The organism is Streptomyces sp. NPDC015032 (assembly GCF_043080425.1).
Classification (GTDB): domain Bacteria; phylum Actinomycetota; class Actinomycetes; order Streptomycetales; family Streptomycetaceae; genus Streptomyces.
Map to the genome: position 1 here is coordinate 252,660 of NZ_JBIBVN010000006.1, position 20,044 is coordinate 272,703.

The 20,044-nt window shown below is 68.2% G+C and carries 24 protein-coding genes; 8 read left to right on the top strand and 16 right to left on the bottom strand.

Annotated features, from left to right (window positions below; translation table 11 throughout):
• Positions 1-76 precede the first annotated feature (76 nt).
• The 4 genes from ACF08M_RS12900 to ACF08M_RS12915 all read left to right on the top strand — a co-directional run bounded on the left by ACF08M_RS12900 (position 77) and on the right by ACF08M_RS12915 (position 8,288).
• On the top strand, positions 77-5,632 hold the full coding sequence (locus ACF08M_RS12900) for a hypothetical protein (protein ID WP_392185268.1): 5,556 nt from the start codon (positions 77-79) through the stop codon (positions 5,630-5,632).
• Position 5,633: 1 nt separating this feature from the next.
• Positions 5,634-7,364 carry a hypothetical protein gene (locus ACF08M_RS12905; protein WP_392185269.1) on the top strand — a complete coding sequence of 577 codons (1,731 nt, stop codon included), beginning with the start codon at positions 5,634-5,636 and terminating at the stop codon, positions 7,362-7,364.
• Between the two features lie 41 nt (positions 7,365-7,405).
• The gene (locus tag ACF08M_RS12910; RefSeq protein ID WP_392185270.1) at positions 7,406-7,771 is read left to right on the top strand and encodes a hypothetical protein; all 366 of its coding nucleotides are present in this window, start codon (positions 7,406-7,408) and stop codon (positions 7,769-7,771) included.
• A gap of 133 nt (positions 7,772-7,904) precedes the next feature.
• Positions 7,905-8,288: an HU family DNA-binding protein gene (locus ACF08M_RS12915; protein ID WP_392185271.1), complete on the top strand. Its 384-nt coding sequence runs from the start codon at positions 7,905-7,907 to the stop codon at positions 8,286-8,288.
• 77 nt (positions 8,289-8,365) lie between these two features.
• On the opposite strand, the gene ACF08M_RS12920 is transcribed toward ACF08M_RS12915, so the two are convergent.
• The 14 genes from ACF08M_RS12920 to ACF08M_RS12985 form a co-directional block, all read right to left on the bottom strand.
• Positions 8,366-8,620 carry a hypothetical protein gene (locus ACF08M_RS12920; RefSeq protein WP_392185272.1) on the bottom strand — a complete coding sequence of 85 codons (255 nt, stop codon included), beginning with the start codon at positions 8,618-8,620 and terminating at the stop codon, positions 8,366-8,368.
• Between the two features lie 11 nt (positions 8,621-8,631).
• Entirely contained in the window at positions 8,632-8,970 is a 339-nt protein-coding gene (locus ACF08M_RS12925; RefSeq protein ID WP_392185273.1) for a hypothetical protein, read from the bottom strand.
• Positions 8,971-9,048: 78 nt separating this feature from the next.
• A complete protein-coding gene (locus ACF08M_RS12930; protein WP_392185274.1) occupies positions 9,049-9,558 on the bottom strand; it encodes a hypothetical protein in 510 nt (169 codons plus the stop codon).
• Positions 9,548-9,940, bottom strand: coding sequence for a hypothetical protein (locus tag ACF08M_RS12935; protein ID WP_392185275.1), 393 nt, complete (start codon positions 9,938-9,940; stop codon positions 9,548-9,550). Before ACF08M_RS12935 ends, ACF08M_RS12930 begins: the two co-directional genes overlap by 11 nt.
• 188 nt (positions 9,941-10,128) lie before the next feature.
• On the bottom strand, positions 10,129-10,617 hold the full coding sequence (locus ACF08M_RS12940) for a hypothetical protein (RefSeq protein ID WP_392185276.1): 489 nt from the start codon (positions 10,615-10,617) through the stop codon (positions 10,129-10,131).
• Between the two features lie 196 nt (positions 10,618-10,813).
• Positions 10,814-10,951 (bottom strand): hypothetical protein, encoded by a 138-nt coding sequence (locus ACF08M_RS12945; protein WP_392185277.1) that lies wholly within the window; start codon positions 10,949-10,951, stop codon positions 10,814-10,816.
• The gene (locus ACF08M_RS12950) at positions 10,944-11,654 is read right to left on the bottom strand and encodes a hypothetical protein (protein WP_392185278.1); all 711 of its coding nucleotides are present in this window, start codon (positions 11,652-11,654) and stop codon (positions 10,944-10,946) included. Before ACF08M_RS12950 ends, ACF08M_RS12945 begins: the two co-directional genes overlap by 8 nt.
• 2 nt (positions 11,655-11,656) lie before the next feature.
• Complete coding sequence (locus ACF08M_RS12955; RefSeq protein ID WP_392185279.1) at positions 11,657-11,887, bottom strand: hypothetical protein; 231 nt, start codon at positions 11,885-11,887, stop codon at positions 11,657-11,659.
• On the bottom strand, positions 11,880-12,182 hold the full coding sequence (locus tag ACF08M_RS12960; RefSeq protein ID WP_392185280.1) for a hypothetical protein: 303 nt from the start codon (positions 12,180-12,182) through the stop codon (positions 11,880-11,882). The genes ACF08M_RS12955 and ACF08M_RS12960 overlap by 8 nt, the downstream gene beginning before the upstream one ends.
• Positions 12,179-12,466 (bottom strand): hypothetical protein, encoded by a 288-nt coding sequence (locus ACF08M_RS12965; RefSeq protein WP_392185281.1) that lies wholly within the window; start codon positions 12,464-12,466, stop codon positions 12,179-12,181. The genes ACF08M_RS12960 and ACF08M_RS12965 overlap by 4 nt, the downstream gene beginning before the upstream one ends.
• Positions 12,463-13,431, bottom strand: coding sequence for a hypothetical protein (locus ACF08M_RS12970; RefSeq protein WP_392185282.1), 969 nt, complete (start codon positions 13,429-13,431; stop codon positions 12,463-12,465). Before ACF08M_RS12970 ends, ACF08M_RS12965 begins: the two co-directional genes overlap by 4 nt.
• Positions 13,428-13,811: a hypothetical protein gene (locus tag ACF08M_RS12975; RefSeq protein WP_392185283.1), complete on the bottom strand. Its 384-nt coding sequence runs from the start codon at positions 13,809-13,811 to the stop codon at positions 13,428-13,430. The genes ACF08M_RS12970 and ACF08M_RS12975 overlap by 4 nt, the downstream gene beginning before the upstream one ends.
• Complete coding sequence (locus ACF08M_RS12980; protein ID WP_392185284.1) at positions 13,811-14,029, bottom strand: hypothetical protein; 219 nt, start codon at positions 14,027-14,029, stop codon at positions 13,811-13,813. Before ACF08M_RS12980 ends, ACF08M_RS12975 begins: the two co-directional genes overlap by 1 nt.
• Positions 14,029-14,484 (bottom strand): hypothetical protein, encoded by a 456-nt coding sequence (locus ACF08M_RS12985; protein ID WP_392185285.1) that lies wholly within the window; start codon positions 14,482-14,484, stop codon positions 14,029-14,031. Before ACF08M_RS12985 ends, ACF08M_RS12980 begins: the two co-directional genes overlap by 1 nt.
• Before the next feature lie 73 nt (positions 14,485-14,557).
• Between ACF08M_RS12985 and ACF08M_RS12990 the strand changes: the two genes are divergently transcribed.
• The 3 genes from ACF08M_RS12990 to ACF08M_RS13000 all read left to right on the top strand — a co-directional run bounded on the left by ACF08M_RS12990 (position 14,558) and on the right by ACF08M_RS13000 (position 17,722).
• Positions 14,558-15,646: a tyrosine-type recombinase/integrase gene (locus ACF08M_RS12990; RefSeq protein ID WP_392185286.1), complete on the top strand. Its 1,089-nt coding sequence runs from the start codon at positions 14,558-14,560 to the stop codon at positions 15,644-15,646.
• Positions 15,647-15,650: 4 nt separating this feature from the next.
• Positions 15,651-15,971 carry a helix-turn-helix domain-containing protein gene (locus tag ACF08M_RS12995; RefSeq protein WP_392185287.1) on the top strand — a complete coding sequence of 107 codons (321 nt, stop codon included), beginning with the start codon at positions 15,651-15,653 and terminating at the stop codon, positions 15,969-15,971.
• Positions 15,972-16,402: 431 nt separating this feature from the next.
• A complete protein-coding gene (locus ACF08M_RS13000) occupies positions 16,403-17,722 on the top strand; it encodes a hypothetical protein (protein WP_392185288.1) in 1,320 nt (439 codons plus the stop codon).
• A 70-nt stretch (positions 17,723-17,792) separates the two neighbouring features.
• On the opposite strand, the gene ACF08M_RS13005 is transcribed toward ACF08M_RS13000, so the two are convergent.
• Positions 17,793-18,728: a hypothetical protein gene (locus ACF08M_RS13005; RefSeq protein ID WP_392185289.1), complete on the bottom strand. Its 936-nt coding sequence runs from the start codon at positions 18,726-18,728 to the stop codon at positions 17,793-17,795.
• A gap of 772 nt (positions 18,729-19,500) precedes the next feature.
• Between ACF08M_RS13005 and ACF08M_RS13010 the strand changes: the two genes are divergently transcribed.
• Positions 19,501-19,665, top strand: a complete 165-nt coding sequence (locus ACF08M_RS13010; protein WP_392185290.1) for a hypothetical protein — start codon at positions 19,501-19,503, stop codon at positions 19,663-19,665.
• Positions 19,666-19,739: 74 nt separating this feature from the next.
• Here ACF08M_RS13010 and ACF08M_RS13015 read toward each other — a convergent pair.
• Positions 19,740-20,044: HNH endonuclease signature motif containing protein (locus ACF08M_RS13015; RefSeq protein ID WP_392185291.1), on the bottom strand; the 305-nt coding region annotated here is incomplete at its 5' end.

Here is a 20,044-nt window from a genome sequence, read left to right on the forward strand (position 1 = left end):
ATCACCGGCCTGTCGATAAGCGATGTAGTCTATGGATGCTCAAGTAGATCAGAGCCCCCACAGGAGGCTGATTGCCATGAAGAAGGCACATGGACTGCGCAGGTACTTCTACGAGTACGTCTACTACAAAGCAGTCGAACAGGCCCGGGACCAGACCGGACAGGTCATTCCGATCTCACAGGCCAAGGCTATCCGGGCCCGAGTCGACGAGATCCTCGGCCAGCGGGGCACAGCAGTGGCCGACCCGCGGCTGGGCGTCACGGACTGCCTCACCGCCGTCGACCAGGCCTTCGGCGAGCGGGTGCCGGGATACGAGCCCCAGTTCGGAGACCACTCCCCGCAGAACGAGCAGTACCAGCGACTGCAGCGGGAATTCACCCGCGCCACCGGCGTCGGTGCTCGGGTCGACCCGAAGTCGGCCCGGCTGCCGATCAGCCCCTACGACCCGGACTGGTCGGAACGTGCCAGCGTGAAGCGGGCAGGGACCGCGCTGGTGTATCTGCCCGACGACACGATCGGGCGCGTGGCTGGCGGCGAAGTGGACGCCCTGGCCGATCCGCGGCTCGGGAACATGGTGCTCTGGCGCATCGGTGACGAGGGCAAGCCATTCAAGGCCGGCCGCGCGATGACGGATGACGACGCCGCCGGGCTCACCGTGCTCATGGACAAGATGAGCCAGCAGGAGTACGACCAGGTGCGCGAGTGGGTCATCGACGGCGGCCGGGACCCGCAGACGGGCCGCGTCGACCGCAACCGATTCATGTCCCGGCGCGCCGTGGCGCGTTCGGCGGCGCTGCTTGAGGAGCTGAAGGCCCAGGGCGTGCCGTACGAGGTGACGCGTGACCGCGAGCCCGGCCAGATCAAGGCAAAGATCGCCGGGACCGGCCTGGAGATCCGGCTCACCGACATGCGCCGGGAAGCGTATGCCGGGGCCCGGATCTACGACAACGGCACCGTACTGCGCTACTCGACGAACCACCGGATCCCCGGCGGCATGGCGGTCTACTCCCCCTCACCGGCCGAGGCCGTGCAGCTACTGCGCTTCGCGCAGGGCCAGCGCGTGGAGCGCACCGATCTTCCCGGCCACGCCGCCGGCGAGACCGGAACGACTCATCAGGAGTTCGACCGCGGACGCACGGCTCTGGACGTGCCCGACAGCTACCACGTCACCCGGGAGTCGATGTTCGTGGTGGGCGACTACGTGGCCCCGGGCGAGGCGGGCCCCCGGCCGGGGTCGAAGGTGATGCTGCGCCGGGACGCGAGGAACCGCTCGCTGCCGACCTTCTTCGTCGACGCTGAGCCCGCCGAGGCCTACGCGAAGGCCGCCGTCGAGAGTGCGCGGGAGAACCTGCAGGCAGCCCTCGACGTCGAGGATCTCATCTCCCGCGCCGCGGCCGAGCTGGAGCGAACGGCCGGACGGCTGGACGGGATCGAGCCGCCCGAGTACTCCGCCGATCCCGAGATCGCCGCGCTCCAGCGCTCCTACTGGGACGTGCTCACCGGCGCGCACAGCGAACTGCTGCGCCCGGGCGCAACCGAGGAGATATACCAGGCGCGACTGGATGAGATCGGTGAGCTGCAGGCCGGCGAGGTGCCCGAGATGGGCAACGTCGCCTACGGCGGCACCAGCGTCGAGAAGGTCCGGCAGCACGCCGAAGACGTCCCCTTCGAGCTCATCGGGACCTGGGAGGCGGGACCCCACATCATCGACGGCGAATGGGTCGATCAGCGCTTCAACCCGGACCGGGTGGCGAGGTACATGACCAGCCCCACGGGGCAGTGGTCGAACCTCGACAACCTCGCCTCGGCGCTGCGCCGCTGCGGGATTCCTCCCAACGAAATGATGGGCTCGACCTTCCAGACGACCCGGTTCAAGGACCGGCTCGTCCGCTTCGATGCCGACCGCGCCATACCGATCGCAGATCACCCGTCCGCATTCATGCGGCGCATCGGGGCCACCGTGCGCGAGAGTATCGAACGCAACGCGGCAACGGTCTCCGAGATTCTGGTCGACGAGCAGGGCGTCATCCGCTGGAGGGGCGAGAAGCTGCGCCGCGACGGCAAGGGGTCGCCGGTCTCCGGCGAGATCGGCCAGGTCTTCGACGTCGGCGAGCACGGCGAAATCGTCACGGCCTTCGCCAGCGGGGAGAACGCTCTGGTCATGCCGGGCTACGAGGCCACGATCACAGCCCAGACGCCGGGCGAGGCCCCGACCTCGGTCGAGGAACGCACGCGGCTGCGCGGCTACGAGCAGCTCATGCACGAGCGCATCCAGTATCAGCTCGCCGGTGATCTCATCGCCGGGCGCAGCGAGACCGGCGAACCCTCGTCGCTCAACGCGGTCTACTCGCAGCTGTACGGCACGAAGCACCCGGTCGACTTCATCGAGCGTGCCACTTACTACTACAGGGACGAGAACCTTGAGCTGCGCGGGCACCTGAACGAGTTGACGGCCGCGATCGTGCAGACTGAGGCACGCCGGGTGCGCTACTCCAACGAGATCAAGCAGGGCTCGACGATCTACGCCGAATACCGGGCCCAGCGCGACCGCACCGACCCCGCCGACGACAACCACTTCGACGCCTGGCGTCTCACCGGCGGGCGGAACATGGCGGTGCTCACCGGGACGGACCGCAACAACGTCGCCGCGCCCGGCGGCTATTTCGACCCGGTGATGACCGGCGGCGCGACCAACCAGGGCATCGTGCGGTATCTGACCACTCAGGCGCAGATCGACAGCGACGGCCGGATCGTACCGGGCGACGAGACGGCGGCCGGACAGCGTGCGCCGCTCATGACCCTCCCGGAGCTCGAGACGCTGCGGTATGACCCGTTCGACCGTCAGCAGATGACGGCCTCGACAATCATGCAGTCCTCGGAGGTCACCCGCCCCGTGTACACCGCGCTGATGACCTTCGGCGGCTGGACGGCCGACGATCCCATCGTCATCAGCTCGGATTTCGCCCAGAGCCATCAGATCCGTGGGGCCGGGGGGACGCTGCGTGACCTGGTCGTCGGCGACAAGATCAGTGACCTGCACGGCAACAAGGGTGTCGTCTCGCTCGTGGTCGACCGGAACATGCCCGAAGACGTGGCCCGCGAACAGGATATCGAGCAGGAGGTCGCGTGGTTCCGCGAGAACCTGCACATGGACGTCGTGATGAGCCCGTTCTCGCTCATCTCCCGCCGCAACGCCGGCTCCGCCCGCGAGCTCATGCCCAGCAACGGCAGCGAAGGTGCGGGCGCACTCAAATCTCCTGTCGGCAAGATTCTCTGGGGCAGCGTGAGCCGGATGCGCTTCGTGGTCACGCACATGGCGGTGGACGAGAAGACGAAGATCTACGACGACGAGCAGGTGCGCGCGGGCAAGGGCCGCAAGGCCTCCTCGCAGCTGGCCTGGGCGCTGCAGTCGCAGGACTGCCCGGCGATCATGCGCGAGTTCTACGGTCACAACAGCGGGGCCGAGTCGGACCTGCGTGAGTACCTGCTGGTGACGGGTATGGACATGGAAGCAGACGGCACGCTGCGGGTGGTCGGCCAGGCTGAGGGCGTCGACGAGCATCCCGAGCGCCGGTTCATCGCCATGCCCGAACTGCTGCGCACCCAGCCACACAAGCAGGGGCAGCTTCCAGGGCTCAACACCACGGCAATGCGCAGGTCCTTCGGCAATCTCATCGGCGACCGGGGCGGGGACATGGAGATCCCGTTTGCCCTGACGTACCCGACCGGCGAGCAGACCGAGGCGGTGAGCGCGGCCTCGTGGAAGCTGCCGGTGATGTCCTCGCATCTGCGCAGTGGCCAGGAGTTCGAGGACGGGTCCTCAGTCACCCACGACCACACCCGCAGATATCAGGATGTCTTCGTCGAGGCCTGCCGCTACCGATACATGGCCGAGCAGCTCGAGAACCGGGGGCTGTCCGCGGAGAAGCGCGTCGAGGTGCGCCGAGGTATGAGCGAATCGGTCTCGCGCGCACAGCGTGCTTTCGAGGCGATCACAACCGATGTGCAGAACCGGGTTCTGACGGGCAAGAACAATATCTTCAAGACCGGGCTGATGTCCTCGCGGCTCACGGACTCGGCAACCATGGTGTGGACTGCGGACCCGCGGCTGGACGTCGACCAGATCGCGCTCAGTTCGGTCAAGGCCGGGCAGCTTGGGCTGGCCGAGGGCGACCACGCACTGGTGTGGCGCGACCCGGTGCTCCGCGACGCCGGAGTGCGCTACATGCGGGTCGCGATTGACGACCGGCTCACGGGAGCCGCGATCAACCCGGTGATGGACAAGTGCTTCGACGGCGACTTCGACGGCGACGCGGTCGCTGTGGTGAAGCTGCACAGCGAGGCAGCCAAGGCTGAGGCCCTGGCGAACCTCTCGGTGCCCGCCAACCTGCTCGACACCGGCGTGGTCGGTCCGGATGGATCACACCCGCTGGCGATGCAGGTTTCCTTGGACACCAAGGTCGCGCTCTCGAAGAACGGGGAACTGGCCGAGGAACTGGAGAGTTCGCGGCAAGAGGCGAACCGGATCAGGCTGCAGTCGCTGACGGGAGCGGAATCGCCGGAGGACGTCGAAATCGCCCAGCAGGTCGTCATGGAGGAGCTGAGTGCGCTGTACCGTCAAGCACAACGCGGCGAGTTCGGCGCGGCGCTGGCGTTCTCGGACCGCGAGGCGCACCTGCAGAGCGTGCGCGAGGTCTGTGTGGAGACCGGTGCCAAGGGCAGCGAGAAGAAGCTTGCCGACTACGCCCGGAACCTGGGCGATGCGCAGGGCACGCCCGGGATCACGCAGGCCGACCAGGCGGCCTCGATGTTCGCCACGGCAATCAAGGCTCATGGGACGGGCCTGGGCGGCTCGTTCAGCCAGCGCGCGGTGCGGGCGCTGCGCAGCGTGGATCTCAAGGCGGTCCTGGAGGTCACCTACCCAGTGACCCAGTCAATCCTGCAGGCCAAGCACGACGCGGCCGAGGCCCGGCACAAGTACGAGATGCTCCAGGGCCCCGGCCGCGAACTCTGGCGTGGCCGCAGCATCGAGCACGTCGGCCCGGGCCAGTGGCGCACGGCCTTCGTCGACGGCGAGCCCGTCCAGGCCACGGCCGAGCAGTGGGAGAAGCAGTTCACGGAGTTCTACGAGGCCAAGGACGGGTTCAACGTCACGGTCAACCCGGACTACGTGGCCCGCGTGGCCAGCGCCCTGGAGGACCCGAAGACCGGTCTCGTCCGCAACCTGGAGGACGACCCGTCGCTGGCCGGCACCGTGATGGACCGCATGGCCTACGGCGGCGACTTCGAGGCGCTCGTGCAGGCGGCCAAGAACCGCGAGAGCGTCTACGACGGCGAAAAGAACGAGCAGTTCGCGTGCTCGGAGACCCGGAAGGCCCGGGCGGAGACGTCCCGGCAGCTCGACCAGCTGGGCTCGGCGGAGGCGCACGGCCTGGACAGCGCCGCGATCGTCGTCGACGACTCGGTGGTCAAGCGCGACGTGATCGCCCAGGACGCGGGAGCCTCCCGCACCCGCGGCTCGCACCGCCGCTCGCCTCAGGCCGTGGGCGTCGGCGCACCGCGCCCGGTCTACACGCCGAGCATCGAGATCGAGCAGCAGGGCAACGACGACGACTACGGGATGGGGTACTGAGATGGCACAGCACAAGGAACTGGGAACGGGACCCGCGGGCCGTCGGCGCGCGGCCAAGGAGCTCCCGGTGGACGAGGACCGGCAGCAGGCCGACGAGCCGCAGGGCAGCGCCTACGCTCGCTGGGACCCGCGCTCGGACGAGCCGATCGACGCCGAGGTGATCGAGGAGCCGGAAGACGACGGCTCCCGCGCCTGGCGTGATCGGCTCCGGGGCAGGACCCGAGGGTTCTTCGGCAAGAAGACCCGGGAGCGGATGGCCGACCGGGACGCGGAGCACTGGATCGACCTCGACCGGGCCGAGGAGGACGGCGAGGGCCTGGACCAGCGCGAGCAGCTGCTCAAGCTCCGGGCGGAGACGCGGCTGGCCGGAGAGAAGTACATGGCCTCACTGCGGGACTCGAAGCTGCTGGTGCCGGGCTTCAACGACGAGGAGCGGACGCAGGAGCTCGGCGTCATGCACCACGTCTACATGCAGATGATGATGCAGTCGTGCCTCAAGCCGCTCGCGCGCGGGGTGAACGCCAACTCGGTCGTCCAGGCCGTGGGCATGGTGATGGCGATGCGGATGCTCGCCCCGGACTTCAAGAAGGAGATGGACAGCTACCTCCAGCCCCTCAAGGACAAGATCCAGGAGCGCATCGACACCCGGGCACGCGGCATGGTCGCCTCCGCCGAGAGCGGCATCGCGACCCGGCAGCGGATCTTCAAGGACGTGCCGAGCGAGGCACGACGCGAGCGCCTCATCGGCAGCACCGATCCGCGCGACCACCTGACGAAGAAGTGGCAGAAGCGCTTCGACGCCATGCGGCGTCGTGAACGCGGCCACCGGGAGATGTACACCCCCGACTCGGCGGCCATGACCGAGGTCGCCCTCATGGAGAACGCCTTCTGGAAGATGCGCGAGCCGGGCACGGACGCCGGCCTGATCCGGGACAGCTACATGGCGATGCGCAAGCGGCTGCACGAGCAGATGAGCGAAGACGGCCTGGAGCGCCAGGAGGTCGTCCAGCGGGCACGGATGATCATCGGCGAGCGGATGGAGTACGAGCCCGAGCTGCGCACGATGTTCAACGGCGTGGCCCACGGACGGATCGTCAAGGCCCCCGCGCACGAGGAGCGGATCGCCGGCTCGGATCGGGTCCGGACGGTCTGGAGCGGGGAGTTCGACGACCAGCTGGGCCAGCGCCTGCCCGAGGACGGGATGTTCACGCTGCGCCGGCCCATGGACGCGGACGCCCATCAGGTCCAGCTCGGCGAGACGATGAAGACCTCGTTGCTCGACGCACTGGGCCGCGGCGACCAGGAGGGCTACGGGGGCAACATGCTCGGCTACCTGGTCGGCTTCGCGGCGCAGAAGCAGGGCCTGGACACCAGCGGGCTGCCCGGCACGCTCCAGCACCGCCTGGACCAGTCCGAGGTGATGATCGCGAGCATGGACGTCGACGGCCTCTCGCCCGAGGAGCAGCAGCGGGTCTACTCCAACGCCTTCGTCGACGCGATGGAGGCGGTGAACGAGAAGTACCCGGACGTGGAGGCCGAGCTGAAGCGAAGCCTCGGGGAGGACTGGCAGCAGACGCTGCAGAAGGCGGTCGACGACCCGGGTGCCTTCTTCGAGGAGCAGCGGCTCAAGCCGCGGGCGCGCCCCGCGGGCCCGTCGGCCGAGCATGAGGCCGGTCCGCATGGCGAGGGTCCGAGCGCCGAGGCCGACTCCGAGGACTACCAGCCCGCCTGAGGGCGATCCGAGAACACGAACGAGGAGCAGGAGGAAGGGCCATGAGCCAGGAGCAGAACGAGGGACAGCAGGTCAGGTTCGGATCGCGCTTCGCGCAGATGTTCGGCTACGTCACGCCGGAGGACCGGAGCCGATGGGAGCAGCAGCGGGCCCAGAACAAGTCGAACGTCAACGCGACCAAGCAGGGCGCGAAGTCGTCGCTGGGCTCGATGATGGAGTTCGGGGACCGCAACATCGGGGCGAAGCTCGACGCGGCCCACCGCGTGGCGGCGCAGCAGCGGTTTGATGAGTCGCACGACAAGGTCGTGAACAAGCACCGCGACCCGAAGACGCGCTCGATCATCGAGTCGGTCGGCTACGAGCCCAAGGACGACCGTGAGGAGATCGAGCCCGACCTGGAGCTCTAGTCGAATGGGTCACCACAAGAGCGGCGATCGGCAATCGATAGGACCCGCCCTTCTTTTCGACTCGCGACTGTCTTCGATAGACTGGTTTCTAAGCGGAACCGCGGCATGAAGGACGATAGGACAGGGTGTGGGCATGGAGACGACGACGAATCCGCGCGTGAGCAAGCGCGAGTTCATCTCCCGGATCGCGACTCGCAGCGGGCTGCCGGTCCGGACGGTGAGCAAGGTGTACGAGTCGCTGCTCGGCGAGCTCACGGGGGCGGTCAGCTGCGGGAAGACGGTCGTGCTCACGAGCTTCGGCCGCTTCTATCGGCAGGACCACAAGGGCCACAAGGTGCGCTTCGGCAAGAGCGACGTGGACGACTACACGGTGCTGAAGTTCTCCGCGTCGAGCAGCTTCAACCGCCGGCTCGGAGGCGACGAGGGCGAGCTCGGGCCGGAGACCTACGGGATGATCGAGGACGCCGACGAGTTCGAGAGCGCCAGCGGGGACCGTGCACTGCGGGCCACGTCGTAGGCGAGGAGAAGCGAGCAGAAGAAGAGAACCCCCGTGATGCGCAAGCATCACGGGGGTTCTGTCGTGGCGGGACGATCTCAGTCGTCGGCGATGACGAAGATCAGGACGAGGATGACGACCGGGACGAGTAGCACGCCGGCCCCGGCGAGGAGGTGCTCCCAGCTCAGCGGCGAGTTGATCCAGCCCACGAGGCTGCTCCACAGGCCGGCAACGGTGCCTGCGGCCGAGGCGAAGAAGCCGGTGGCCCATCCGACGACGGCCGCGAGGCCGACGCCGCCGACCAGGCTGAGGGCGATGACGGCACGGGCGCTCTTGAACACGGTCCTGAACATGATTTCTCGCCCTACTTCCGGTCCTCGAAGAGCAGGTAGTACAGCCCGATGTGCGGGATGACGAGGGCCGCCAGCGCGATCCAGGCCCGTCCTGGGTCCTCGACCACCCAGCCGATGAAGTCCTTGACCGGCCCGACGTAGGCCAGCACGGGAGCGAGCACGCCGCCGAGGAAGACGATGTGGAAGATCCCGTAGGCCATGCCGAGCGCGATGGCCAGTCCGATGCCGCGACGCACGAGGAGGGCGGCGCGAGGGCCGATCCCCCGGCGGCGACCCATGGCCGCGTCGGACTGGGGATCGGCATCAGGGGCAACTGCCTGGGCCACCGGCTCGTAGTCGCGCATCTTCATCAACTCGCTCTTATCGAATCGCCATTGCGTCCATTCTATGAGAAGTCCTCAATGATGAACACAATCGCTGATCACCGGTCACTCCAAGAGGAGGTCGGGCTCATCCGCGGATGGGGCGTCGAAGCCAGCGACGGAGCGCTGGCAGGACCGCGAGGGATCCGCAGCCGGCTCGCGCTGCGCGGCCAGCTCGGCGAGGGTGATGCCCACGGGCCGGCCCAAGCGCTGGCCTGCGACCCGGTACACCTTGCTGTCCTGCCGAGCGCCGATTGCGACGATCTCGCGGCGGGTGATCCCGTCTGGGCGGCTCGGCCGGATGTCCCGGGAGACGATCCGCAGCGGAGGCTTCTCGTATGGGTCGGCACCGACGTAGGTCGTGTCGCAGTCGGAGAGGTCGGCGAAGTGCGGGCTGTAGTCGAGGGGCTTCGTCGGATGGCGACGCCCGTTCAGCCGGTGCAGCATCACGATGGCCGCCTCCAGCAGCGCCTCCTCCTTTCCGTGCGGGTTCTTGAGGGCTCGTTCGTTGAGCCGCTGGAGGTCGGCGCTGGCCCCAGGGCTCAGGTGGACCTTGATCCGGAGGCTACTCGTCATCGTCGAGCACCCTGCGGATCACCGCCTGGGCGGGCCCTCCGAGCTCGGCACCGAGCTCTTCCAGGGTCATGCCCGGCTCGCCGGAGGCGTCGGACTCCTGCACACGGCGGGAGAGCTCGGCCTGGAAGGCGGTCTCCTGCTGAGCGTGGGCCGCATGGTCGTACTTCATGAGGCGCACGAAGGCGGCGAAGGGGATGACCGCGGCCTCGGGCTTGTTGTCGTCACCGAAGATCAGCGGCGTGATCTCGCCACGGCGATAGCGCTTGAGCATCGTGCCGAGGTCCTCGCGCCGGAGCTGGCCGGTCGGGACGACGTTGACCGAGAACTTCGGGAGCTCGGCGTCGGGAGTGCGATTGTCGTGAGTGTTGTCATTGTGAGTCATTGCTTCAGCCTAATCAGTCGGGAATGACTTGTCATCGACTCGCATACGAATGAGTTCGCCGAATCGACAAGGGAATCGAATAGTGGATCGTCCTGTCTTCGAGAGGCGGTGCGAGAGGAAGAAGAGACCCGTGCCCAGGTCCCGCACGATGCGGAGCCTGGGCACGGGCCTTGACGGACTGCCGGGAATCAGAAGTCCCCTTCGTCGACCTGCAGGCAGACGATGCCGAGAGAGCGCCACAAGGCCACCACTCGGTCTCGGTCGTCCAGGGCCAGGCGGACGTCGTAGACGTTGCGGATGTGCGCGTCGTACAGCTCGTGCTTGACGGCGTGGTCCGGACGGATGTCCCCCTGGCCGCGCATCAGCAGAGAAGCGGACTCGGCCCACTCCCCCAGGTGCTGGCCCAACCAGCCCCGGGTGGCAGCTCGGACGCTGTACCCCCGGTCGTCGCGCTCGGGCCGGCCCGAGCAGAAGATGATCTGGTGGCCGGCGTCCCGCAACGCGTGCACCGTGTCGATGACGGGCGGGTTGGGCAGGTCCCAGAGCACCATGCGGTAGTCGTGGTGGCCCCGCAGCAGCCTGCCGTCGGAGAGCACGTGCTTGGCGACCGTCCCGTCGATGTCGACGATGACGGCCCTGGGCCTGTGCGCAGTTCCGATGGTCGTGAGCGCGTCCATGGCTCGCGCGTCCCTCCTTGTCGAGGTCGGTGCTTCAGTCGGCCCGCGGAGCAGAGCCGGGGAACTCGCGCACGACGTCGACCTGGAGCGGCACGACGGCGTCGAACAGGCCCTTCGCGTGCTGCGCGCCGTGCGGGGAGAAGAGCGAATCGAAGGACAGGAAGAAGCTGCCGGATGCTCCGCACTTCGGGCACGTTCACGCCCAGCCGACGACGGGGGCATGGACGAGCTGGCCGTCCTGGATGATCCAGTCGTAGCGGTCTGCCGGGCTGTGCTCGTCGTCGGCGACGAAGTCCGCGTCGAACAGCTCGTCTGGCACGGCGAGTTCAGGCATCGGAGGGCTCCTCTCGGTCGGCGGCTGGCCCCGGCAGCGCCGGGGCATGGAATGACGAGGCTTCGACGGAGGGCGCGGCACCCGTCAGCCGGACGACCTCCAGGGCGTGGGCCTCGATGTCGGCGCGGGCCTGGGCGACGACCTGCTCGCCCGCTTCCACGAGCGAGTCGACGGTGAACTGGGCGTTGCTGCCCGCGCCGGCGACGGCTCGCTCCAGCGCGTTGAGAGCCTCCTTGGTGGCCCTCACGCCCTTCTTCTCGTGGATCGCCTGGTGCAGCGTCGCGGTGGCCTCCTTGACGCGGGCGTACATCCGGTCGGTGACCTCCCGGACCTCCCGCAGGTTCTCGGCGGCGCGAGGCTGATGTGGGATCTCGGGCACGAAGGTGTCTCGCTCAGTACTCCGGATGGTGACCGGCACGCCACTGCCGAGCCCCATGGAGGACACGAGCGAGCCCCACTGCGCGAGGCTCATCTCGATCTCCACGAGCTCCCGGCCCGGATGGACCCAGTCGTGGTTGAGGTCACGCCTACGCGTGGCCTCGCAGACGGAGAGCGCGACGGTCTCGTTGTGGAGCAGGTCGGACTGGAACAGCGAACGGCCTCCTCCGCTTCGTCGCGTGACAACCGCGACGCCGAAGGCGGGGTGGATCTCACCGCCGTGCTCCGCGACGATCACTGGCTTGAGGTCGATTCGCTCGGTCATGCTCACTCCTCGGTGGCGTATTCGATGACGATGGCGTCGTCGCGGACATGGAAGCGGAGGGCGTCCCCGGGGATCGGCTCCGTACTCGCGAGCTCGTACCTCTCCCGGTAAGCGTCGGCGGCCACCGCCCACGCCTTGCTGACCTCTTCCGCTGCGGCGCCCCAAGGTTCAAGGGCGGGAATGATCCAGCGGTGCACAGTGTGGGTGACCGTCTCGAACGTGAAGTCAGCCACGAGCCACCGCCGCGTCGGACGGGGCTTCCACGATCACGTCCACGTGGGTGAGGTGGATACCGCCCGCGTAGCCCTCGACGGACACCACGGGGGCGCCGTGGCCGAGCGTCCAGGCGGGAGTACGCGTGACGGTCGTCAGGGCGCGGCACAGGTCCGCGTCGGCCTTTTCCACGAAACGACCGTCCGCCTGTCGCTTCCGGACCGCGACCGCGAGCGGGTCCTCCGGGCGGACACCGGGGTACGCGACCACCGGGGTGCCGATCGGGTACAGAGCGTTCCACTGCTCGACGTTCACCGGTTGCCCTCCTCGTTGTCGGCCGGCGGCCGGTGCGGGATGTCGATCCCTTCGCCCAGGGCAGGCTTGTTGTAGGAGGCGAGGACTGCCTGCCACTTGCGCCGGAAACGGGCGGCCTGGACGAGCAACCACGAAATGATCACGATCTGCCCGCACACCACGCACATCATTAGCGACGGCGTGGAGCCTGTGGCCACGAGCCAGATGGCTGTCACGACCAGGGCTCCAGCCATGCCGCTCAGAAGGGCGTGGGCGAGCAGCCGGAGGACCGGGAAGCGCGTCACGACGACACCTCCCCAGATGCCGCGACATCGAGGTGCCCAGCCGAGAGGCGGGACTCCCGGTCGGCCTCGTCGGTCCCTTCGTTGACGTACTTGGCAAGGAAGCTGTCGTCGAGCGGATCGATGGCGCGCTCCTCGGTGAACTCCTCGCGGTACTCGCGGGGATCGCGATCGCCGGGGTGGTTGCGCACCATGCCGATGGTGTCGGCGATCCATTTGAGCGTGTCTGTACCGGGCCACTCCGGCGAGGTGCCCAGGCCGAGCGCGATCGCGTCGACGACGTCGGTGTCGGTGATCGGGGCGCGGTCGCCGCTGCCGTTCGCGCGGGAGAGCGGCTGCTCGTAGTCAGGCACCTCGAACGCGGAGGCGGGCGTCAGCAGCTCGGCGGCCGTCGGTGCGAGCCAGGCCGCGACCTTCCGGCGCGTCTCTGGGTCGAAGTACAGCGCCACGGGCCGCCCGTCCTCGGCGACCGCGCCGACCGTGAAGACCGGCTCTTCCTCCGAGGCGGGCTCCATGGCGACGTCGTACCGCGACACGGCCAGCGGTTCGGGCTCTGGGCGGCTTCCCTTCTCCTTGGCCATGGCCTGGACGATCGCCCGGCAACGGCGCCACGCGTCGGCATAGGAACCGGCGTTGAACGTGCCCTTCGACTCATCGGGCGGCTTCATCGCGGCGAACTGCTCGTCGACCTCGCGCAGGACCGAGACGCGATCGAGGCGGCGCAGCTCGGCAACGACGGTCTCGGTCGACGGCATGCAGGTGTCAACGAACTCAACGTCGGGGTCCATGTAGGCGGCAGCCCACACCGACCAGCCCTTTGCGGTGCCGACCTCGCGGATCTTCACGGACCACTCGCGCAGCAACTCTGCGTCGGAAGCCGCTACCAGCGCTTCGGGCGTCTGAGGGGCGGCGTCGTGCCGCTCGGTCCACTGTCGGAGGATCTCGATGAGTGTGTCGCGGGCGCTCACTGGGTCTCACCTCCCTCGGCTTCGTCGAGGATGAGCGCGGCGGCCTGCTTGGCGGACAGCAACCCGCTCCGCTCGGACACGGCGCGGCGGATCCGCTCGGCCTCGGCCGTGTGGCCGTGGGTGTCGAGCAGCTCGGCGGCGTGCTTGCCGTGCATGCCCCGCCGAGTCTTGGCAGCGTCAAGGATGAGGCGGACGGCCGGGTTGCCGTCGATCCGAGCCTGGTTCCATGCGGCGGTACGTCCTCGGTGCACCTGGGAGTTACGGGCGCGGGTGCCGCCGTGGCTCGTGCACAGTTCGCCGGCCGCCGAGCCGCAGTCCGGGCAGGCGCTGGCGAGCGGCGGCAGGTTGGCGCGCTGCCAATCGTTCGGGGTCAGGTCCATCAGGCGTCGCCGCCCTTCTGCCTGGGCTTCCAGCCGCTGGCCACCTTGACCCGCTCGTCGTAGTCGGTGAGCGGCATGCCACTCTCGTCAGTGCTGTGGTCGTCCAGCACTGTCGCAGTAGCGAGGATCTGGGCAACGTCGTCGCCGATCTGGCGGCCGTCCGTGACGGAGCGCACCAGCTCCTCAGCGAAGCGGTAGTTCTCGGGGCCTGTGGTCATCAGTCGTTCTCCTTCGCGGTGTTGCGCGGCTGGGGTGCGCCGTCGGGCTGATGTGGGCAGCTGGACGTGGCGTCTTCGAGTCCGAGAGCCTGGCGGGCGAGGGCGAGCAGGCTGTCCAGCTCCGGGCCCGCTGCCGGGCGAATGGGCCGCTTGCGCAGCACGGGCACGTCCAGATCGACGCCCAGCAGTTGGCCGGGGTGCTCCGAGTCGGTCTTCACGCGGTACGAGCCGGGTGCGATCCACCAGGCATCGAAGGCGTCGGCAGGACGTCCGGCACGCGGTCCGTGGCCCGCTTCGGCGGTCTCGGGCAGGCCCGACGATGCGGGCGAGGACCGGTAGCGGGCGGCCTCCCCCGATACACGAACTCCCGCGGGTTCCCTGGAGCGTCCTTGTCGCTGGTGGCCGCGCAGGCCAGGTCGCGAGGGGTTCGTGAGGTTGATGGGAGATTCTGACATTCGGTCGAGATTCCTGAAGGTTCGCTGATATCTTCGGCGCACTGTCGCTCCTGGTGAAGTGGGTGGGGTCTCTGTGGCGTTAGCGACGGTGCGCTCGCTGGGTTCGCCGCGAAGCCTGCGCACGGAGCAGGAGTACGAGGACTACGAGCAAGAGCTCGTGGACCAGTACCTGCTGGCGTCCGTCGGCGCCGGGGTCGAGGACGTCACGATCGCGGGCGACCGGGCGGTGCTCTTCGAGCTGATCCGGTTCGTGGGCCGGCCGGTCTGGACCGTGCAGCCAGACGACGCGGACCGGTTCCTTGTCCATCAGCGCCAGGTCCGGGACCTGGCGAAGGGCACCGTGCACAAGAAGGCAGGCTCGATAGCCCAGTTCTTCGACTTCCTCATCGCTCGCTACCAGGGTGATGTGCATGCGCTGACCGGACACGTGCTGGTCCAGCCGATCGATGAGTTCAACCGCCCAGCCAAGGCCGACTACGGTTCGCCGCGCATTCCGCCGTCTTCCTCGGAGGTCGGCGACCTGTTCTCGGCCTGGCGGACGTCGCTGCCGTCGGCGCGCAAGTACCTGCCAGCCGCGCGGGACTACTTCGCCGCGTCGCTGTGGCGGCGTGTCGGCCTGCGGATCGGCGAGACCAGGATGCTCGACATCCGCGACTGGCGGCCCGACCTGGGCGAGTACGGCAAGCTGCATGTCCGGCACGGCAAGGGCAGCCGCGGCCGCGGCCCCAAGGCCCGGCTTGTCCCGGCGATCAACTCGGTGGACGCGCTTGTGAACTGGTGGTTCACCGATGTACGCCACCAGTTCGGCGACGACTACATGGACCCCGACGCTCCGCTGCTGCCCAGTGAGCGCCGTGACCCGCACACCGGCTGGTGCCGCCGCGTGGGCGACGACGCTCTTCGCTCCGGGCTGGCCAAAGCCGTCGGGTTGTACCTGCCGTCCTGGTCCAGCCGCCTCACGCCGCACGGGCTGCGACACTTCTGCGCGTCCGAGTACTACGCCCAGGGGCTGGACCTGAAGGCGATCCAAGAGCTCCTCGGACACGAGTGGTTGTCCACTACGACACGTTATGTCCACGTCCATGACGATCACATCGAACACACCTGGGCTGCGGCGAATGAACGGGTCGCCGCCCGGCTCGGGGCGAGCGACGGGAAGTGACACGGTGCGCTGGAACCTGCGGATGACGGCCGCGGAGCAAGGCATCTGGAAGTCCACCGAGATGCGCCGCCGCCTGGCGGAGGCCGGGCTGGAGATCAGCGCGGGGAAGATGTCCGCGCTATGGACCGGCACCCCGACCACCGTGCGTCTGGACGATCTGGACATCATCTGCGCCGTCCTGGGCTGCACCACCGGCGACCTGCTGATCCACGAGCCCGAGGCCGCCGCGGCCCGCCGCCCGGCCAAGCCGACCGAGGCCGAGGCCGGCGGGGCCGGCACGGTCACGCCCAGGCTCGGACGCAACCGCACACTGCCACCGGCGTGACCGCTCCACGAACGTGCCCGACGTGCGGGCTGCGGCCGGTCGCTCACGCCAAGGCCAAGTACTGCTACAACTGCCGCACACGCGGCTCGCACACGCCACCGCCGTGCCGCCGCTGCGGCTCGCCGGACTACTACACAGCCGGGCTGTGCCGCCGCTGCCACAAGGGTGCACCGCCGCTGCCCGATTCCTGCCAAAGGTGCGATGCCTGGGGCCTGTTCAAGTCCACCAGCGGCATCTGTGCCGCCTGCCACGACTGGGCCCGACGCCACCCTGGCGAAGCCGAGTGCACCTCCCGCACGCGTATCACGTCGCTCAACGTGGAAGGCGAGTGTCGTCTGTGCTGGCGCCGGAGTCGGTCCTGGGCGCGTGACCCGTCCGATCCTGACCGTCTCGAAGCCGTCAGCGGCGGTCACCAGCTCTTCTTTAATGGCATGGAACAACGCTTGGCGCTGATGGTGTCGCCCCACCGCCGCCCGTCGCCCCGGCGCTTTCGCACCCGCCGTACCCGCTCGCGTCGGCGCCCCGTCCTGCGACCGATCATTGTTGTCGCGCACCGACAACTCGTCCTGTTCGACGCCCGCCGCGACTACGCGCGCATGCGCACCCGGACGGTTCCCGAACCCGTACTGCCCGAACTGCTGGAGTCCCTCGAAGCCAGCTGCCTGCAACTGGGCGAACAGCGTGGCTGGACCCGCGACACGACCGGCGCAGTCAACCGCGCACTCAAGCTCCTGCTCGCCACCCAGGACACCCCAGGAGCACCGATCGAAGCCAGCACCGTGGCCCTGCTCCGCGAGCTCGCCCTCCCGGTCCAACCGACCATCGACGTCCTGGACCACGCCGACTTCCTGACGGACAACCGCACCCCGGCCGTCATCACTTGGGTCGAGGGGAAGACAGCTCACCTGCCCGCGAATATACGCAGCGAGATCGGCACATGGGCCGAGATCATGCTGCACGGCAGCACCATCACGCCACGGCGCCACCCGCGTTCCCACCGCACGATCCGCAACCACCTCTACGCTGCACTGCCCGCCCTCAACTCCTGGGCGCGGACTCAGGACTCGCTTCGCGAAGTCACCCGCGACGACGTGCTTGCCGTACTTCCCCCCGGCGGGACCGACCGCAGCGAGATGCTCTCCGGCCTGCGATCGATCTTCCAAGTCCTTCATGGCCGCAGACTCGTGTTCACCAACCCGACAACGCGGATGAAGGTCGGCATGCCCGAAACCCGCATGCCAGTGTCGATGGACGTCCCAGTCCTGCGGAGCCTCATCGACGCCCCGGATCCCACCCGAGCCGCCTGCGGATACCTCCTGATCTTCCATGGACTGCGGCCCCACCAACTCCGAACCCTGCACGTCACCGACATCGTCGACGGCCGGCTCCACATCGGGGACAGGAAGATCCTCCTCGCCCAGGAAGCACGAGCCGCCCTCAACGCCTACCTCGCGCACCGGGAGCGGCGGTGGCCCAACAGCGGCAACCCGCACCTGTTCATCAACCTGGCAACGGCCGGGCGCCTGACGCCCGTGACCGGAAAGTGGATCAACACCGTACTCGGCGCCCAAGCTCAGGCCCTGCGCGAAGACCGCATCCTCGACGAAGCGCATGCCAGCGACGGCGACGCCCGTCGTCTTGCGGATCTCTTCGGCCTTACGATCAATGCTGCTCAGCGCTACACGGCCACAGTCGACCATGTCAGCTTTGCCGAACACCAGCGACGACACGGACAGTCCACCGACTCGTGAGTCCACCGTTTACCTCGCGATTTCGCATTCGTGCCTTGGGCCGACCGGCAGCCGGCCCAAGGCTGCGTCGTCAGCTGGTCTTCTTCGGCTTCGGGACGCGGCAGGGACCCGGGCCTTCACAGCAGGCGGCCTCGCCGGGGTTGTCCCACTGACAAGTCGGGCAGCGCCACAGAACGCCGGCCGCGAACGCCGCCTCGCGGATTGCCTGCTCCTGACGGTCATCGGCGGCATCGAGCAGCCTGGTCAGCACATCCCGCTTGCGAGTGCCCTCTGCACTGTTATCCAGCACCACGTCGTCTTCGACCTCGACGCGCAGCGGCACGGTGCCGTCGGGACGAACCAGCCGGTCTTCCGCGGAGTCGATGTGCACGGAGACCCGCACAGCGCCGGCCTCGTGGTCGAGGTAGGCAAACACCAGGACGCCATCGACCTCGACGCACGGGAGGTCGTTGTCGTCGGTCTGCGGATGAAAGGTGGCATCCCGATTCGCCTGCTCGCTCGCATCCTCATCGGGAAAGCGGTAGTCGAGCGGCACGATGCGGGTCCGGCCACGCCTGGCGATGTCCTCGGCGTAGAGGTTGTATCCCTCGTCCGGCTGGTTGTCGCGCTCGGGACCGTAGTAGAGCCGCACGGCCTCGCGGTCGCCGGTGGGCGGCTGGTCGGGGACGCCTTCCTCGCCAACGAGGTTGTCCCAGACCCCGCGCACGTACTTGGCGAGTTCGGCCAGCGCAGAGTCCTCATCAGCATGGAGCGTCACCACGTCCTCATGGCGGTCCCAGCGGCGCAGCACCCATGCCTGGCCTGCCGGGCGCGGGCTGATGAAGGTCACGACTTCAGGGAAGGAAGGCTGCTGGTCAGCATGCTCGGCGAGCATGGCATCGCGTGCGCAGTTGAGGGTGTCCTGCTGGCGCTCGGAAAGATCGCTGGGGTCGATGTCCTCCCACAGCTCCACGGCCGTCTTCACGAGGCATTCGATATCCAGCGGGTTGAAGAGTGCAGCAATCACAGGGCTCTCCTTGAACAGAGGTAGATAGGGGTTGTGGCTCAGCTCCAGCACTGACGATCGCCCCTGCTCATCGCGAGAAGAGCGGCGTGGTCGTCAGGGTTCTCGGATGGGCTGGGCCGGTGGGTGAAGGGGCTACAGGCGCCTGAGTGATCGGCGCCCGACTTGCAGTCGAACGGGATCGGCTGCCTACGGCTCTTGCGGCAGGCGCGGGGACCCATGCCGTGCTCCAGGGGGAACAACCGGGGATTCGTGAACCCGACGTTCTAGGCTGGCGGTTACGCGCCTCAGCACGCGGGTTCCGGTGAATCAGTGCTTCAGAAATCGCGAACTGACGGGGGATCAACATCGGACAGGCTCGCACGCTGTACGCGAGGCATTCCGGGTGCATGCCGGGCTCGCCGGTGTACCCGACGCGCACATCAGCAGGCCGCACCGCGAGACAGATCCGCTCATCGAAGCTCTGCCCGCACACCTGGCAGCGCCGTTCGGCCAGTGCCCGGTCACGCCGGTCTTTGTCGAGCGCCCCGAACAGGTACCGGCCGCCGGCGTGCAGCGTGATCCACGGGACGACCAGGCCGCCCAGGGTTGGTCGGCCCGCGCACCGTATCGGCACCGGCAGCTGGCGGACGTTCTCGGCTGCCTGGGAAAGGCTGTAGGCGGGTTTGGTCATGGTCGTTATTCCTTGGTGTCAGTGAGGTCCTCGAGGGTGCAGCGGTAGCCATCGGCGGCGAGGGACACCTCGTCGGGCACCGGGCCCTGGATGCTCCTCACCGTGCTCGTCGCCGTCGGCGTGGGCGTCGATCCACTCATCGGCGGCCAGCTCGGCATTGAGGGTGCGCAGCAGCTCGGCGAGCGTCTCGACCTCGGCGCAGTTGAGGGCGGCGGCCACGTCGGAGGTGAGCCGACCGCACCAGGTGTCGGTGAAGGCGTGCGTTGACGTCGGCCGGGATGGTGACGGTGTCGGCCATGGCGGGCTCCGGTGGATGGGTGAGGCGATGCGTGTCGGGGTGGTCAGTACTTCTTGCGCCAGCGCGCGAGACGCCAGCGGTAGAGGGGGCTCGGCACACGGTTGGACTTCCGCCGGTTGTGCCGGCGGAAGAGCAACTGGCCGTTCCACAGTTCAGTCGGCCCGCCACGGCTCCAGGGGTGTATGTGATCGGCCTCGGTCCCCGGTGCCGGGCACCGGAACCAGAGGGGCGGCTTGTGCTCGCACCGGCCGTTGGGCGTTTCCCCTTGATCGTGGACACCCTGATCATTGGATCGTGAAGATCCATAGGACGGGAGTTCCCGTTGGGGACATCGAAGTACTCGCCTGA